We start from the raw sequence: 16,636 nt of genomic DNA, 5'->3' as shown, positions 1-16,636 counted from the left end.
ACGCTGTGGAATCCACGCCCCAAACTCAGGATCAGACCGTACCCCGGTACGGCACCTTCTCCGAAGCGCGACGGATCACCACGATCCTGCGCAAGGAGACCGTCGGCGGCATCCTGCTCGTCTGCGCAGCCGCCATCGCCATCATCTGGGCGAACTCACCCGCAGCGGATTCCTACTTCGCCCTGCGCGACTGGGAGATCGGCTACGAGCCGTGGCACCTGCGGCTCAGCCTCGGCGCCTGGGCGGCAGACGGGCTGCTCGCCATCTTCTTCTTCCTCGTCGGTCTCGAACTCAAGCGGGAGTTCGTCGCGGGTGACCTCAAGCACTTCCGCACGGCGATGCTCCCGATCGCAGCGGCGATCGGCGGCGTCGTCGTTCCCGCCGGTATCTACGCGGCGATCGTCTGGCAGAATCCCGAGCTCAGGGCGGGCTGGGCGATACCCACCGCCACGGACATCGCGTTCGCGGTAGCCGTGCTCGCGATCATCGGCTCGAAACTGCCGGCCGCGCTGCGCATCTTCCTCCTGACGCTCGCCGTCGTCGACGATCTGCTCGCCATCAGCATCATCGCGGTCTTCTACACCGACACGATCGCCGTCGCTCCCCTGCTCTTCGCGCTGCTCGCGATCGCCGTGTACGGCGTCATCGCGCAGGTCTTCCGCGGGTTCTTCAGCACCCGGCCTCTCGCGGCCTGGGTCGTGCTCCTGCCGATCGGCGTCGCCGCGTGGGCGCTCATGCACGCCTCCGGAATTCACGCGACCATCGCTGGTGTGCTGCTCGGCTTCACGATTCCCGTGCTCCACGCGCGCAAGCATGAGCAGCGATCTACGCCGGGTCTCGCAGAGGGATTCGAGCACCGGTTCCGCCCCATCTCTGCAGGCTTCGCCGTTCCGATCTTCGCATTCTTCGCCGCCGGCGTCTCCGTGGGCGGTTGGGAGGGGCTCCAGGCGGCAGCGATGAACCCGGTTACGTTCGGGATCGTCGCGGCACTCGTGTTCGGAAAGCCGATCGGTATCGTGCTCACCACATGGCTGGTGACCAAGATCTCCCGCACCAAACTCGACCCGGCACTCCGGTGGATCGACATCGTGGGCGTCGGATTCCTCGCGGGCATCGGGTTCACCGTGTCACTCCTGGTCGCCGAGCTCAGCTTCCCGGCCGGAACCGCCGCCAACGACACCGCCAAGGTCGCGATTCTCGCGGCATCGGTGCTCGCCGCAGCGCTCGCCGCGATCCTGCTGGGTGCGCGCAACCGCCACTACGGGCGGGTGCAGCAGCGAGACCGCATCGACGCCGACCACGACGGGGTGCCCGACGTGTATCAGGAGAACGCTTAGAGCACCTCGGCGAGCTTGTTGTTGTACATCGTGAGCGCCGAACCGATCGCCATGTGCATGTCGAGGTACTGGTAGGTGCCGAGTCGGCCGCCGAAGAGCACGCCGCTCTCACCCTCGGTGAGCTGGCGATACTTGAGCAGGCGATCCCGATCCTCGGGGGTGTTGACCGGGTAGTACGGCTCGTCGTCGCGCGTGGCGAAGCGTGAGAACTCGCGCATGATGACGGTCTTGTCGCTCGGGTACTCGCGCTCGGGGTGGAAGTGGCGGAACTCGTGGATGCGCGTGTACGGCACGTCGGCTCCGGCGTAGTTCATCACGCTGGTGCCCTGGAAGTCACCCACGGACAGCACCTCCTGCTCGAAGTCGAGCGTGCGCCACCCGAGCTCGCCCTCGGCATAGTCGAAGTAGCGGTCGACCGGGCCGGTGTACACGATCGGCACGGTGCCCACGACGGCCCGCTTGTTCAACGGCTGGCTCTCGTCGAAGAAGTCGGTGTCGAGGCGCACCTCGATGTTCGGGTGGTCGGCCATGCGCTCGAGCCAGGCGGTGTACCCGTCGGTCGGCAGCCCCTCGTGCGTGTCGTTGAAGTACCGGTTGTCGTAGGTGTACCGCACGGGCAGACGGCTGATGATCTCGGCCGGCAGGTCGGTCGTGGGGGTCTGCCACTGCTTCGCGGTGTAGTCGCGGATGAACGCCTCGTAGAGGGGGCGCCCGATGAGCGAGATGCCCTTCTCCTCGAGGTTCTGAGCCGACTTCGTGTCGAACTCCTCCGCCTGCTGGGCGATGACCTCGCGCGCCTGCTGCGGGCCGTACGCCGCGCGGAAGAACTGGTTGATCGTGCCGAGGTTGATCGGCAGCGGGTACACCTCGTCTTTGAAGTTCGAGTACACCTTGTGCACGTAGTTCGTGAAGGTGGTGAACCGGTTGACGTACTCCCACACGGTCTCGTTCGAGGTGTGGAAGAGGTGCGCGCCGTAGCGGTGCACCTCGATGCCTGTCTCGGGCTCCGCCTCCGAGTAGGCGTTGCCGCCGATGTGCGAGCGGCGATCGATCACCACGACTCGCTTGCCGGCGCTCGCAGCGCGCTCGGCGATGGTGAGTCCGAAGAAACCTGATCCGACGACAAGAAGATCCATGGTCTCTAGCTTAGAGGCTGGCCGTGGTGCCCCCGGCGCTAGACTGGGCGAACCGCATGACTCTGCCGCATATGAACTCACGATCCACGTCTCGACACCTCGTCTTGGAAGCGCTTCCCGAGCGCACGGTGTCCGTCGACGTCAGATTCGACGATGCGCGCATCTGGTCGATCGACGTGCGCGAGCTCGTGACTCCCGCGGAGATCGACTGGCCCGAGATGCTGCGCCCGCATCTGACGGGCAGCACTCGCCTGAGCGTGCACGATTCGGCGAGCGGAGCGTGCATCGAAGCGTTCGAGGTCGCCTTCGACCAGGGTGCGCATCGCACAGCAGTCGTCGACGAGACGGGCACCCCGCTCGTCGTCAACAAGTGGGGTCGGCTCGGCGTCGCGCTCGACGCGATGGGCGAGGAGGTCCAGGCGCTCATCGTCGAGCGCTCCGAGATCCTCGTCCAGCAGCTGCAGCAGCAGGGGCTCCGGCCGTTCGTGGTCGGCGGCACCCTGCTCGGCGCTGTGCGCTCGGGAGCTCTCCTCCCCCACGACGATGATGCCGACATCGCATACCTCTCGGAGCATACGCACCCGGTCGACGTCTCCGTTGAAGCGTTTCGGGTGGGGCGCGCGCTGCAAGTGCTCGGCTACGAGATCAAGCGTCACAGCGCGACCCATATGCAGTTGCTCTTCCGAGACGAGGATCGCGGTGAGGTCGTCCACTACATCGACGTCTTCGCAGCGTTCTTCACCGCGGACGGGCTCATCAATCAGCCGTTCCACGTGCGCGGCGAGATGCGCATGGATCAGATGCTCCCCTTCAGCAGCGTCTCCATCAACGGCACCGGCTTTCCCGCACCCGCCGACACCGATCGGTGGCTCACCATCAACTACGACGCGAACTGGCGCACGCCCATTCCCGGATATGTGCTCGAGACTCCTGAGCCGACGCGGCGTCGCTTCGAGAACTGGTTCGGCTCCTTCAACTTTCATCGCGATTTCTGGGACGAGCACTACGCCGCGCAACACGCAGCAACACGGGATGAGACCGAGGCACTCTGGACCGCAGGGCGCGAGTGGCTCCTCGAGGCCCTGCGCACCGACGCTTCGCCGGTGGTGCTCGACGTCGGCTGCGGCAGCGGCACGCTGACCCGCGCCCTCGACGTCACCCTGCCGGGCAGCCGCGTCGTCGGCCTCGATTACGCGGCCGAGGCCCTGCGCCGGGCGAGCACCTTCGCCGGTGACGCGCAGGGGCCCGCGTACGAGCACCTCAACCTGTATCGCACGCAATCGCTGGGCATCACTGCAGCGCTCGACGTATGCGGGTCGTTCGACATCGTCGCGAACCACGTACTCGACCAGATCGGGCACTACGGGCGCGCGTACGCGTGGCGTCTGATGCGCATGGCGCTGCAATCGGGCGGTCAGGCGGCATTCACATTCCACTCTCGGCATGCCCGCGATGTGACGTTCGACGATCCCACCGGGTGGCATCTCGAAGAGGCGCAGCTCGTCGACGAGGCCGCCGCGTTCGGGCTCCGTCTCGCGTTCGATCCGATCGACGAACCGCTGCCCGATCTCCCGGATGGCGTCGTCGACACCATGCCGCTCGCGCGTGCCGAAACGTTCAAGCGGCGCTCTCGTCGCCCCGTCGGCGCGACCGTACTCTTCGACTCCGCTCCGCACTCAGCACAGCATCCGCATTCCGCGTCCGACCACACTCCTGGAGGCCCAGCATGAACGAACCCAATGCGGCACGGCGGGCCGTCGGCCGAGCACGACGCATCCTCGGCACCCCGCACGATGCGATCGCGCGACTCGAGGCCGAGTTGCAGACCGAGCGCGAGCGCATCTCACGACTCGAAGCCGAGCTCGACGAACTGCGCCGCGACAGCCTGCGCGTCGCCGAGCTCATCGACCTCGCAGAACGGGCCTTCACCCCGAAGCCGTGAGGGCGCAGCCCGGGAGCGGAACCGTTCAGCGCTGTTCGAGGGCTGCAGCGATGATGCGGTGCGCCGGCAGGATGCTGCGTCGCTCTTCGTCCATGTCGATGCGCCCCTCGACCAGGTCGACGAAGTGATCGAACTGCGCCGCGAGCGGCTCGGCTCCTGAGACTTCAGGAACCTCCATCTCGGTCATCTGCTTGAATCCGGCATGGCCGATGGTGCTCTCGATGTTCGCGTGACGGTACTTCGTCACGCCGCGCAGCAGCAGGTCGACCTCCACCATGGAGTCGAGGGACTGGATGGTCAGCCGCCGCACCTTGCGCTGGCCGATGCGGCTCGCGGAAGCCGATGCGATCCCGTTGCCCGGGAAGCGGAGAGTGAGATCGATGACGTCTTCGGCGTTCTCGAGCGATTCAGGGTGGAAGTACCCGAGCTCGGCGTTGACGCGCTCGGGCGACTGCGATCCGAACATGCGCGAGATGAGATCAGCGTCGTGCACGAGGAGGTCCCAGGCGACGCCCGTCTTGATGCGCGACCAGTACGGCGAGTGCCGCTCGGCGCGCGCGTACACGGGCTCTTCGATGAGCGACTGCGCCGCGATCACGCCCGCATTGAACCGCTCGAGAAACCCGCACTGCACCGGAACGCCGCGCTGTTCAGCCGTCGCCAGAATTTCTTCGGTCTGCTCGAGCGACGGGCAGATCGGCTTCTCGATGAGCACGGGCAGCCCGGCATCGAGGATCTCGCGCGCGATGTCGTAGTGGTACTCCGTTGATGCTGCGACGACCACGGCGTCGGCGTGCTTCAGGGCCGGCTCCGCCGCGGCGTACCACTCTCCACCGAACGCGTCGGTCGCTGCACGCCCGTTCGTCTCGAACGGATCGACGATTCCGACGAGGTTCGCTCGACTGGAATTCGCGATGATGCGCGCGTGGTTGCGCCCCATCGATCCAGCACCGAAGAGTACGACGTTCGGTTGTGCCACAGTGTTCCTCCACAAATCTGCTCGACTGGCTCGCGCGGCGGTCGCCACCCCGAGCGCGGCTCACGGCCGCCGTCTGTGGTTTCAGTCTAAACGTGCTTCCCCGAGGCGGCGTCACCCTCACCGCCCGCCGAGGGGTCGATCCACGCCGAGAGGAGCGCTCGCGCACTGAAGCGCCCGTCATGCACGTTCTTCACGAAGCGCCGGCCATCCGACGCGAGACCACCTGCGCGTGCGCGATCGGCCACGAGTTCGCGCACAACGGCTTCGAGCGTCTCGGGGGTGGCCTCGGCGATCGGCAGCGCTTCGCCTGTCGCGGCGCGCACCGCCTCCCGCACCTGGGGCAGCACGTGCCCCACCACGACGCGCCCGGCGGCGAGCGCTTCGCACGCGGCCACCCCGTACGAGCCGAGCCGGAATTGATCGAGCACGATGTCGGCCTCCGCGACCCGCGCGGGCATCTCAGCCGCCGCGACTCCCGAGACGCGCCGGTACTCGATCAGCCCCTCCTCGTGCAAGCGCTGCATCACGGGATCGATGAGGTGCGTTCCCTTGGTCGCGGCCGAACTCGGCACGTGCAGCACGATCGGGCGCTCCCGTTCGAGCGGCGGCTCGGCTGCATCCCACTTCGCGACGTCGATCACCACCGGGCACCAGGTCGCGCCCGGCGCATCGAGCAGCAGATCGGGGGTCGAGACGAAGAGCGGCAGATCGAGCGCTTCGACGAGCGCCGCGTTGCGATCGGCATCTCGCTGCAGCGCGGCGTCTTGCTGCTCGTCCTCCCCGTAGGGCGTCCACGGAGTCAGGGTGCGGTGACGCCGCGGCGAGCGCAGGTCGGTGCCGTGCGAGAGCAGAGCGACCGAGACGCCGGCGAGCTGCAACGCGCGCACCTCGCGTGCGACATTCCAGTTCAGCAGCCCTCCGAAGAGCGAGCGTTCAGCTTCGATGAGCACGTGGGTGAAGCGCCGCACTGCGGCGAGCTCGGCGCTCTGCCAGGGCCGAGACAGATTCTGCACCGGAAGCGGAACGTCTCGGTCGGCGTCGAAGCCGAAGCCCCCGGGCAGTTGCACCGAGAGGTTGCGCGCACCGACGTCGGGGCGTTCCGCTTCGAGGGCGCGCGCCCACAGATAGCCCTGCCCGGAATAGTTCGTCGGGCCGATGTACACCCGCACCGCGCGCTCGGGCACCGTGGTGGGCGCCGGCCGGTTGGCGGCTCGGGTGCCGCCCAGTCCGAACGCGATGAGCCGCGAAAGCGGGTTGCCTGGGCGTTTGGCGACGCCCTCCATGAGGTGCACCACCCATCGCGGCAGGCTCGAGCGCCGGGCCATGAGCTCGTCGACGAGAGCCCCGGCGAGGCGACGAGGCGCAGCGAGCAGCCCCTTCCGCTCCACGCTCACGCGTTGCGCTCCCGCAGCCGCGGTGGGAGCACGGCTTCGGCGCAGTCCGCGACCTGCTCGGCCACGCGCGCGATCGAGAACGTCTCAGAGGCCCAGTCGCTGAGCTGCTGGCGTTCCGCATCGTTCAGCGGATCGCGCGCCGCATCGACCAGCGACTGAGCGGCGGCCTCGACGTCGTAGCCGACCGCCGAGCCCACCGGGTGCTGAGCGCGATGCCGCTCGATGAAGTCGACCGTCGGGCCCTCACCCGCGAAGACGACGGGGCAGCCGGAAGCGAGCGAGGCGTACACCTTCGTCGTGAAGGCGTAATCGTAGCCCTGCCGGGGCTTCAGGCTCGCCAGGGAGGCGACGGCACCCGAGAGCACGTGCGAGAGCTCTTCGCCGCCGACCGGCGCGAAGAATTCGACACCGGTGATGCCGAGCTCGGCGATGCGCCGCTCGAGCGCCTCACGTTGCGAGCCGTTGCCGTAGAACAGCAGCTGGTATCCGGGGTGCTGCTCGGAGAAGCGCGCGAAGGCGTCGATGAAGATGTCTGCCCCGTGCCATTCGGAGTACGACCCGGCGTAGACGAAGTACGGTGCCACGGCCGCAGCTCGTGCGCCGCGATACTCGAACGCCTCCGTGTCCACGCCGAATCCGACGGGCGTGGCCGGCGTCTCGATCCCGATCTCGCGCATGCGTGCGATGAGGCCCGGCGAGATGGCGAACGCCGCAGAGGCGCCCCGCATTGCGAAGCGCTCGATCGCCCGCAGCACACGCAGCACGAGCCGCGAAGACGTCGCCTGACTCGCCGCGTCCGACCAGAGGTCCGCCGCGTCGTACACATACGGACGACGCAGGATCGCCGCCGCGATACGCATGACCGCGCCCGTGGTGGGCGGCGGCTCGACGATGTACAGATCCGCCCGTCGGCCGAACAGCAGCCGGAAGAACAGCGGCACGTCGAAGCTCATGTACTGCACGTATCCGCGCACGTAGCCGGCGGCGTCGCGCAGCACGGGAAAGCGGCGCACGCGCACGCCGACGAAGTCTCGGCCGGCAGCATCCGGGCGCTTCGCACGTCGGCCCGCGGTCCCCGGGCCGGCGAAGCCGCCGCGCGAGCCCGGCGGGCGAGTGGTCAGCACCTCGACGCTCGCGCCGCGCCGCGCGAACTCCCGCGCGATCGCTTCGAGCATGAACGATGCCGCAGCGGGCTCCGGAGCGAAGATGCGGCTCGCGATGGTGACCCGCAGCGGCGGTCGAGACATCTGTGAGTGCGGCATGGGTGCTCCCTGAGGGTCTGAATTGCGGGACTCGTGAGCGCTACTCATTCGGCGCGATTCCGAGCAGCTCGCGTTCGAGTACGACCCGCGAGGCGGAGCCGTCGTGCACACGGTCGACGAATGCCGGGCCGCGGGTGGCGATGGCACGGTAGCGCTCGCGATCCTTCACCACGTCGCGCAGCACGGATTCAACGGTCTCGATGGTCGCCTCGACGATCGGCAGTTCGAGCCCCGTGCCCTCGCGAACTGCTTCGCGCGCGTACTCGCCGATGTGCGAAACGACGAGCCGACCGGCCGCCATCGCCTCGCAGGCGGCGACGCCATAGTCGCCCAGGCGAAACTGGTCGAGCACCACGTCGCCCGACGCGAACATCGCTGGCATCTCTGCCTGAGTCAGCCCGGTCACGGTGACGTATTCGATGACGCCCTCATCGTGCAATCGGCGCAGCACCGGCTCGATCTCCGCCGTTCCCTTCACGAGCGGGTTCGAGGGGATGTGCAGCACGCGCAGACGTTCGCGTTCGAGCACCGGCGCATCCGTGCGCCACGGATCCGGGTCGATGACAACGGGGAGCAGGTGAGCGTAGGGCACGTCGAGCATGAGCCCGGGCGTCGAGACGAATGTCGGGCCCGCGAGATCGTCGAGCATCTGGCGATTGCCCGCCACGACCTTCTCGAGACGCTCGACGGGCACCCAGTCGTCATTGACGAACGGAGACCACGGTTCATGCTCGCGGTGGCGACTCGGCAGACGGATGTCGTTGCCGTGACTCACCGCGCCGACGATCAGGCCCCGGGCACGGAGCTCGCGCACTTGACGCCGCACGTCGCCGTTCCACATGCCCCCGAGTGGTGGAAACTCGGCCTCGATGAGCACGTGCGTGAAGTCGCGGGCGAGCGCCTCGAGCAGGCGTCGCTGCCACACGCGGTCGTGGGTGACGGTGCGCCACGGCACCGAGTAGTCGGCCGGGTACCCGAAGGGGTTGATCTCGGCGTAGACCAGGTTCTTCGCGTCGACGCGCTCGTCGCGCATCGCAGCCCGGCCCCAGCGGTACCCCTGCCCCGCGTAGTTCGCCGGGGAGATGAACACGCGAGCCTCGCACCGCTGGTCTGCACTGGGCACCGGCGGCATCGGCGCGCGCCGCACTCGGTCCACGGTCATCGCGATGCCGTCTTGCACGACCTTCGGTACGAGCTTCCAGAGCTTCTCGATCGCGGGGTGCATCATGCGCCTTTCTGCGGGGTGTGGTGGGAGCGGCCGGGCGAGAGCCAGTGCCGCATGAGCACCGCCGCGCTTTCGGCTCCGCTGTGCCAGCGCCGCACGAATTGCAGGCCCTCGTCGCGGGCTCGGGCAAGGGCCGCGCGATCCTGAGCGATACCGCGCAGCACCTCCTCGAGCGTGTGCGGGGTCGCCTCGACGATCGGGAGGTCGAGACCAGCATCTTCGCGCACCCGCTTGCGCACCCCTTCCGAGATATGTCCGATCACGAGCTTGCCTGCGGCCATCGCCTCGCACGCCGCGACGCCGTACGACCCGAGCCTGAACTGGTCGAGCACCACGTCGGCGCCCGCGTACACGTCGGGCATCTCGGCGGCCGCAACCCCGCGCACCTCGCGATACGCGATCACCCCCTCGGCATCGAGCCGTCGCAGCATCGGTTCGATGAGCTGCGTTCCTTTGATCAGGGAGACGCTCGGGGCGTGGATCACGCGAAGCCGTGCGTCCGCAGCCGAAGCCTGTGGCACCGCAGCCGCCCACCGATCCGCATCTACGACGACCGGGCACCAGATCGCCTCTGGCAGATCGAGCAGCAGGTCTGGGGTCGACACGAACAGCGGCCGCCCGCTGGCGCGGAGCATCGCGATGTTCTTGCGGGTGACGCGTTCGAGGCGGCGGGAATACAGGTCAGGATCCGCGTAGGGCGACCAGGGCTCGCGCTCCGCGTGCGCGCTCGGCACGCGGATGTCGGTGCCGTGCGCGATGCACGCGACGTCGACCCCGGCCGACGTCAGCCACGCGATCTCGCGCATGAAATCACGGCGCATGAGGCGGCCGAAGAGTGGTTCCTCGGCTTCGGCCAAGACGTGACTGAAGCCCCGCACCGACTCGCGCTGCGCGCGCTGCCACACGCGATCGTTGTGGTACGTGGCGACGGGTACGATCAGGTCGGAGGGGAACGCGAAGCCGCCCGGCACATCGATCGCCATCGTCGCGGTCGATGCCGAGGGGAGCGCTTCGCGCACGGCGCGCGTCCACTCCGTCGACTGGTTGGAGTAGTTGACCGGCGCGATCAGCAGGCGCGGATCGCCGGTGCCCGGCTCGGAGACCCCGGGGCGGGCGTGCGCTCGCGGAAGGCCGAGTCGCAACGCGGCGATACGGCCCGGGAGGCTCATCGGGTGGTCGGCGACGTAGTCGATCAGTGCGTTGAGCCACCGGGGGTAGTCGTTGCGCCGCTGCGGCAGCAGCCGAGCGAGAAGGGCGGATCGCGCCATACGTGCACGCGCTCCCTTCGCGATTGCGGGCGGCCGGTCGGGCGGCCGGATGGTCGGCACCAGTGTAGCCGAGGGCGGCCGGGCCGCAGCGGTGCGCCCGGTAGCATCGAAGCATGACCGAGCCGCTCGTCGACCTCACCATCGCCGTCCACTCCGCGACTCGTCCCATCGCGCGCGCCGTCGCGTCGGTGGTCGATCACACCGCGAGCGATGTGCGCGTGAACGTGGTCGCGCACAACATCGACCCCGAGATCATTCGCACCAACCTCGGCGAGTACGCGCAGCATCCCGACGTGCGGCTCCTCGAGCTTCGCGATGGCATTCCCTCGCCCGCCGGGCCGATGAACTACGGCTTCGCCCAGTCGTCGGCGCCGTACATCTCGGTCATGGGGTCTGACGACGAGCTCGCTCCCGGCGCGATCGACTCGTGGCTCGCCGTTGCGCAGCGCACGGGGGCCGAGGCTGTGCTCGCTCGCATTCAGCTCGATACCGGGCGCACGGATCCGTATCCTCCGGTGCGAAACGGTCGGCGCACCGAGCGCCTGCACCCGCGCAAGGATCGGCTCGCGTATCGCAGCGCCCCCCTCGGGCTCATCGACCGGCGTCGGTTCGGCGATCTCCGCCTGACGGAGGGACTGGCGTCGGGTGAGGATCTCACCTACTCGTTGACCGTTTGGTACACGGCCGAGACGCTCGCCTACGACCTCGATGGCCCCGCTTATGTGATCAACGCCGACGCCGGCGATCGCGTCACGTTCGCCCCGCGGCCCGTTGCCCGGGACTTCGCGTTTCTCGACGAGCTCGAGGCGCTTCCCTGGTTCGCGCAGGCCTTGCGCGCCGATCGCCTCGCGATCATCGTGAAGCTGATTCGCATCCACGTGTTCGACGCGATCCTCGCGCGGGCGCGCACGCAGGCCGACCTCGACGCCAACCGATCTGATCTGCTCGGCCTGCTCAAGCGCTTCGAACGCCTTGCTCCGGGCGTCCACAAGCTGCTCGCGCGCACCGACCGAGCGGTGTTCACCGAACTCGCTTCACCGCACAGCACACCCGAGAGCATCGCGCTGGCACTCGACAAGCGGCACGTCTACCGCTCGATTCCTACTCTGCTGCCGCAGAACCCGTTTCGCGTACTGCAGCGCCAGGCGCCGTTCCGCACGCTGTTCTCCGGCTTCCGCATCATGAACGGCGCGCGCTGACCGCAGCGAGACTGGAGCCGCGCAGCGAGACTATCGCGCGGGCAGCGTCAGAATCTCAGCGCCTTCAGCCGTGATGGCAATGGTGTGCTCCGAGTGGGCCGTGCGCGCGCCGGTGGCGCTTCGCAGCGTCCAGCCGTCGGCGTCGACGGCCAGCCGATCGGTGTCGGCCATCACCCACGGTTCGACGGCGAGCAGCAGCCCCTCGCGAAGCCGGTAGCCGCGCCCGGCGCGCCCGTTGTTCGCCACGTGCGGCTCCTGATGCATGGTCGAGCCGATCCCGTGCCCACCGAACTCCATGTTGATCGAGTACCCGGCACTCTTGAGCACCGTGCCGATCGCGTGCGAGATGTCTCCGATGCGGGCGTCGGGCTTCGCGACCGCGATGCCGGCGCGAAGCGCCTCCTCGGTGGTCGCGATCATGGCGAGATCTGCGGGGTCGCGGGTCTCACCGACGACGAAGCTGATCGCGGAATCGGCGGCGATGCCGTCGACCGTGACCGCGAGGTCGAGCGTGAGCAGATCCCCATCCGCGAGCGCGTAGTCGTGCGGCATGCCGTGCAGCACCGCATCGTTGACGGCGGTGCAGACGTAGTGCCCGAATGGACCGTTGCCGAATGACGGCGCGTAGTCGATGTAGCACGAGACGCCTCCGCCCTCGCGAATCAGCTCTCCGGTCATGCGGTCGAGCTCGAGCAGATTCGTTCCCACGGCGGCGTGCTCGCGCAACGCTTGCAGAATATTGCCGACGAGTGCGCCGGCCCGTCGTGCGCGGCTCAACTGGTCTTCGTTCAAGATCTCGATCATCGCTGACCATCGTACTCGCGGTTCGGCACGCGTCAGCCCGACCCCGAGCGCTGAGATTCATCTGATGATACTAGAGGCGGACGGCGCAGCAGCGATACGGTAAGGGAGTGAACGAAACCGCTGCCCGCCGCCGCCCCGGCCCCGCCCGAGTCCTCACCGTGGAGCGCACGGAGCGCATCAGCCCGCACCTGGTGCGCGTGCATCTCGGGGGCGACGATTTCGCGGCGTTCCTCGGCGCAGCAGATCCCGAGCGGATCGCGATGACCGACAAATACGTCAAGCTGCTCTTCGCGAAGCCCGAGCTCGCTCTCGAGCCGCCGTACGACCTCGAAGAGCTGCGCCAACGTCTGCCCCTCGAGGACCTGCCGGTGCGGCGCACGTACACGATCCGCTCCATCGACGCGGCGACCGGCACATTCGCGATCGACTTCGTGGTGCACGGCGACGAGGGCATCGCCGGCCCCTGGGCCGCCGCAGCGCAGCCGGGCGACCTGCTCACCTTCTCGGGCCCGGGCGGTCAATTCGCGCCGTCGATCGACCCGCACCTGCCGCGTCTCTACTTCGCCGACGAGTCGGCGTTGCCCGCGGTCGCGGCCGCGCTCGAAGAGACGCCCGCGAGTGCGCACGGCCTCGTGCTCATCGAAGTGGGCAGCGCCGCCGACGAGATCGAGCTGCGTCGCCCCGTCGGCGTCGAGGTGCGCTGGCTCCACCGCGAGCGACCGGACGGCACGGTCGCTCCCCACGGCAGCCTGCTGGTCGAGGCCGCCCGAGCGCTCGCCGCGCCCGAGATCGTGCCCGAAGTCTTCGCGCATGGCGAGCGCGGCGCCATGCAGCAGTTGCGACGGCTGCTGCACAACGAGTGGGGCATCGAGCGTCGCGCTCTGTCGCTCTCCGCCTACTGGGCCGTCGGCCGAGCCGAAGACGGATTCCAGGCCGAGAAGCGCGAACCCGCCGGCCAGATCTTCCCCGAGTAGCTCGTCCGGCCGATTCGCCGCACCCTGTCAGATGGACGGGGTGATGGACGAGGTCGCGGGCGGGTCGTCGCTCAGCAGGCTCGCCAGCCCCGCGAGCGCGACCTGCTCACCGAAGGCGGGATGCTGACTCGCCACGTCGCGGAAGCTGCCCTGCGCCACGATGACGCCGTCGTCGAGGTAGCAGATGCGGTCGTAATCCTTGATCGTCGAGAGCCGGTGGGCGACCGAGATCAGCGTCACCTCGCCCTGCAGCGCGCGAATAGCCTTCGTGACCTCGTCTTCGGTCTTGGTATCGAGCGAGCTGGTCGCCTCGTCGAGCACGAGCACGAGCGGATCGGTGTAGAGCGCGCGGGCGATGCCGAGTCGCTGCTGCTGGCCGCCCGACAGCGATACCCCGCGCTCGCCGATGCGCTCGTCGATGCCGCCAGCGCGGTTCGAGATCAGCGAGCCGAGCTGTGCGCGCTCGAGCGCGTGCGTGACGCGCTCGCGATCGATGTCCTCACCCCATGTGAGGGCGACGTTCTGGGCGATCGTCCCGTCGAACAGAGCGACGCGCTGCGGCACGTACCCGACGCGCCCGCGCCACTGGCGCAGCACCGACTGCATCGACGCGTCATCGATCTCGATCGTGCCCTGCGAGGGCTGGCTGAGCCCGAGCAACAGGTCGATGAGCGTCGACTTGCCGGCACCCGAAGGTCCCACGATCCCGACGGAGCTTCCGAGCGGCACGTCGAGCGACATGCCCTTGATCACGTCGTCGTCAGCGCTCGGATATCTGAACCGCACGTCGTCGAGGCGGAGCAGCCGCGGGTTCTCGGCGAGCGTGGCGGTATCCGATGGCGTCTGCGAGGTCTGCACGTCGCGCTCCGACGCGATGAGGTCCCCCACCACGTCGCGGGCGCCGGGGAGGCTTGCGGTCGCCTGCACAATGCCGCCCTGCACCGCGGTCAGCGCGGGGATCAGGCGGAACCCGGTCGTCGCGAACAGCGCGACCGATGAGAGCGCCCCCTGCACCCCGCCCTGGAAGAAGTAGGCGCTGACGCCGATGAGGGCGATGCCGCCGAGCAGCGCCATCTCGAACGCGAAGCCGGGCAGCACGCCGAGGAAGGAGCCGTTCGCGCGGGCGCGCGTGCCGTGCCGCCGGTTGTCGGTCACCAGGTCGGCGACCTCGCCAAGGCGGTTGCGCAGGCTGAGCTCTTTGAGCGCGTCGATCATCTCGGTCATCAGGTTCGCGACGCGATAGCTGTAGTCGCGGTTTACCTGACCGGCCTCGAGCGACCGGTTCGTGACGACGAAGTGCACGAGCAGCATGACGAGCGAGAGGTAGACGAACGCGATGACCGAGGTCGCGGGGTCGGAGACCACGAGCACCCCGAGCACCAGCACGAAGGTGAAGAACGCACTTGGCACGCGCATGAGCGGCAGCACGAAGCCGGCCATCGCGTTGGCGATCCCGGCGTCGGCGATACGCGTGATCTCGGCGACGGTGCGCTTCGACCGCTCTTCCCAGCTCGCGCCGATGTAGGCGCGGAACAGGCGATCGCCCACCTCGAGCTCGTATCGCGCGAACCGACGCGTGGCGAACCACTGCAGGATCACGTTGAGCAGCGACTTCAGCATCATGAGCGCGAGCGCAATGAGGATGAGCACGGGCGCCGCCTCGACACCGATCTCGCCGATCACCGGAATCGTCACGGCGTTGCCCGCGAGCATCGGCCCGATCGACAGTGCGAGGATCGCCATGCCGATGGCGTCGAGCGTGGTGATGAGGCTCGTGGCCACGATGTAGCCGATGAAGTAGCGCTGCGCCCCGGGGGGAAGCAGCGGAAGGAGCTGACGGAGGGTGATCCAGATCTGTTTCATAATGCTTTCGGGTGACCCGCGAGCGCGGGCGAACCCGGCTTAGGCTCCGGCTCGCAGTACCGCGGTGACGCCCGCGACGATGCGCGCGAGGTCTCCCTCGGTGAGCGACGGGTGCACCGGCAGCGACAGCACCTCGGTGGCGGCGCGCTCGGTCTCGGGCAGGTGCAGATCGGGGGCGAAGTGCGCGAGCGACGGGAGGCGATGGTTCGGGATCGGGTAGTACACGCCCGAGCCGACCTGGTGCTCCTCCTTCAGCGCGTCCCGCAGGCGGTCGCGCTCCGAGGCGTCGACGCGGATCGTGTACTGGTGGTAGACGTGCACGGCCTCGTCAGCCACCATCGGCGTGGTGACGCCGCCGAGACCCTTCAGGCCCTCATTCAGCGTCGCGGCATTGGCCTGGCGCTGCGCCGTCCACGCGTCCACCTTGGTGAGCTGCACGCGCCCGATCGCCGCGTGCACGTCGGTCATGCGCGCGTTGAAGCCGATGACCTCGTTGGCGTACTGGGTCTCCATGCCCTGGTTGCGCAGCAGCCGCACACCGCGCGCGAGCTCCTCGGTTGCGCAGGTCACCATGCCGCCCTCGCCCGACGTCATGTTCTTCGTCGGGTACAGGCTGAACATCGCGAAGTCGCCGAGCGTTCCCACGGAGCGCCCGCTCCACGACGCGCCGTGCGCCTGAGCGGCGTCCTCATAGATCGCCAGGCCGTGCTCGCGGGCGATGGCCTCGAGCACGTCGACGAGGAAGGGGTGGCCGTAGAGGTGCACCGGCATGATGCCCTTGGTGCGCGGAGTGATCGCCGCACGCACCGACTCGGGGTCGAGCGTGAACGAGTTCGGCTCGATGTCGGCGAAGACGGGGGTGGCCCCCGTGAGCGCCACCGAGTTTCCGGTCGCTGCAAAAGTGAAGGAGGGGACGATGACCTCGTCGCCGGGGCCGACGCCTGCCGCGAGCAGCCCGAGGTGCTGGCCCGCCGTTCCCGAGTTCACGGCCACGGTCGGGCGGCCGTCGGCGAAGTGCGCGCCGAACTCCTGCTCGAACGTGGCGACCTCGGGCCCTTGCGCGATCATGCCCGAGCGCAGCACCCGATCGACCGCTTCACGCTCCTCATCTCCGATGAGGGGTTTGGCAGCAGGGATGAACTCAGTCGACATAGTGAAGTACCTTTCGCGCACGGGATGCGGATCGTCAGCTGCCAGGATACCGTCCAGCGCAGCAGTCGGCTGTAAGGTCGACACGCACAAGCCTGCTGACG

The 16,636-nt window shown here is 68.4% G+C and carries 14 protein-coding genes; 5 read left to right on the top strand and 9 right to left on the bottom strand.

Going from position 1 to position 16,636, the window contains the following annotated elements; translation table 11 throughout:
- Positions 1 to 5: 5 nt before the first annotated feature.
- Positions 6 to 1,337, top strand: coding sequence for a Na+/H+ antiporter NhaA (nhaA, locus tag AB0O71_RS04805; protein ID WP_363742674.1), 1,332 nt, complete (start codon positions 6 to 8; stop codon positions 1,335 to 1,337).
- Here the strand turns inward: nhaA and glf are convergent.
- A complete protein-coding gene (gene glf, locus AB0O71_RS04800; protein WP_363742672.1) occupies positions 1,334 to 2,473 on the bottom strand; it encodes a UDP-galactopyranose mutase in 1,140 nt (379 codons plus the stop codon). The genes nhaA and glf overlap by 4 nt on opposite strands.
- A 71-nt stretch (positions 2,474 to 2,544) precedes the next feature.
- Between glf and AB0O71_RS04795 the strand changes: the two genes are divergently transcribed.
- Together AB0O71_RS04795 and AB0O71_RS04790 are read left to right on the top strand one after the other, a co-directional pair.
- Positions 2,545 to 4,203, top strand: coding sequence for a methyltransferase (locus AB0O71_RS04795; protein ID WP_363742669.1), 1,659 nt, complete (start codon positions 2,545 to 2,547; stop codon positions 4,201 to 4,203).
- Positions 4,200 to 4,415 (top strand): hypothetical protein, encoded by a 216-nt coding sequence (locus AB0O71_RS04790; RefSeq protein ID WP_363742667.1) that lies wholly within the window; start codon positions 4,200 to 4,202, stop codon positions 4,413 to 4,415. Before AB0O71_RS04795 ends, AB0O71_RS04790 begins: the two co-directional genes overlap by 4 nt.
- 25 nt (positions 4,416 to 4,440) lie before the next feature.
- Here AB0O71_RS04790 and AB0O71_RS04785 read toward each other — a convergent pair whose 3' ends face one another.
- The 5 genes from AB0O71_RS04785 to AB0O71_RS04765 all read right to left on the bottom strand — a co-directional run bounded on the left by AB0O71_RS04785 (position 4,441) and on the right by AB0O71_RS04765 (position 10,543).
- Complete coding sequence (locus AB0O71_RS04785; RefSeq protein WP_363742665.1) at positions 4,441 to 5,394, bottom strand: Gfo/Idh/MocA family oxidoreductase; 954 nt, start codon at positions 5,392 to 5,394, stop codon at positions 4,441 to 4,443.
- Positions 5,395 to 5,480: 86 nt separating this feature from the next.
- Positions 5,481 to 6,788, bottom strand: a complete 1,308-nt coding sequence (locus tag AB0O71_RS04780) for a hypothetical protein (RefSeq protein WP_363742663.1) — start codon at positions 6,786 to 6,788, stop codon at positions 5,481 to 5,483.
- Positions 6,785 to 8,050 (bottom strand): glycosyltransferase family 4 protein, encoded by a 1,266-nt coding sequence (locus AB0O71_RS04775; RefSeq protein WP_363742661.1) that lies wholly within the window; start codon positions 8,048 to 8,050, stop codon positions 6,785 to 6,787. The genes AB0O71_RS04780 and AB0O71_RS04775 overlap by 4 nt, the downstream gene beginning before the upstream one ends.
- Positions 8,051 to 8,090: 40 nt before the next feature.
- Positions 8,091 to 9,278, bottom strand: a complete 1,188-nt coding sequence (locus tag AB0O71_RS04770) for a hypothetical protein (RefSeq protein WP_363742659.1) — start codon at positions 9,276 to 9,278, stop codon at positions 8,091 to 8,093.
- Positions 9,275 to 10,543, bottom strand: coding sequence for a hypothetical protein (locus AB0O71_RS04765; protein ID WP_363742657.1), 1,269 nt, complete (start codon positions 10,541 to 10,543; stop codon positions 9,275 to 9,277). The genes AB0O71_RS04770 and AB0O71_RS04765 overlap by 4 nt, the downstream gene beginning before the upstream one ends.
- Positions 10,544 to 10,656: 113 nt before the next feature.
- Between AB0O71_RS04765 and AB0O71_RS04760 the strand changes: the two genes are divergently transcribed.
- On the top strand, positions 10,657 to 11,742 hold the full coding sequence (locus tag AB0O71_RS04760; RefSeq protein WP_363742655.1) for a glycosyltransferase: 1,086 nt from the start codon (positions 10,657 to 10,659) through the stop codon (positions 11,740 to 11,742).
- 30 nt (positions 11,743 to 11,772) lie between these two features.
- On the opposite strand, the gene map is transcribed toward AB0O71_RS04760, so the two are convergent.
- Positions 11,773 to 12,546 carry a type I methionyl aminopeptidase gene (map, locus tag AB0O71_RS04755; protein ID WP_363742653.1) on the bottom strand — a complete coding sequence of 258 codons (774 nt, stop codon included), beginning with the start codon at positions 12,544 to 12,546 and terminating at the stop codon, positions 11,773 to 11,775.
- Positions 12,547 to 12,653: 107 nt separating this feature from the next.
- Here map and AB0O71_RS04750 point away from each other — a divergent pair, with 107 nt between their 5' ends.
- Complete coding sequence (locus AB0O71_RS04750) at positions 12,654 to 13,520, top strand: siderophore-interacting protein (protein WP_363742651.1); 867 nt, start codon at positions 12,654 to 12,656, stop codon at positions 13,518 to 13,520.
- A 27-nt stretch (positions 13,521 to 13,547) separates the two neighbouring features.
- On the opposite strand, the gene AB0O71_RS04745 is transcribed toward AB0O71_RS04750, so the two are convergent.
- Together AB0O71_RS04745 and AB0O71_RS04740 are read right to left on the bottom strand one after the other, a co-directional pair.
- Positions 13,548 to 15,383 (bottom strand): ABC transporter ATP-binding protein, encoded by a 1,836-nt coding sequence (locus AB0O71_RS04745; protein ID WP_363742649.1) that lies wholly within the window; start codon positions 15,381 to 15,383, stop codon positions 13,548 to 13,550.
- Between the two features lie 39 nt (positions 15,384 to 15,422).
- Positions 15,423 to 16,535 carry a DegT/DnrJ/EryC1/StrS family aminotransferase gene (locus tag AB0O71_RS04740; protein ID WP_363742646.1) on the bottom strand — a complete coding sequence of 371 codons (1,113 nt, stop codon included), beginning with the start codon at positions 16,533 to 16,535 and terminating at the stop codon, positions 15,423 to 15,425.
- Positions 16,536 to 16,636: the final 101 nt, after the last annotated feature.

Source organism: Leucobacter sp. NPDC077196 (assembly GCF_040687075.1).
GTDB lineage: Bacteria > Actinomycetota > Actinomycetes > Actinomycetales > Microbacteriaceae > Leucobacter.
This window is presented reverse-complemented; position numbering and strand designations above follow the sequence as displayed.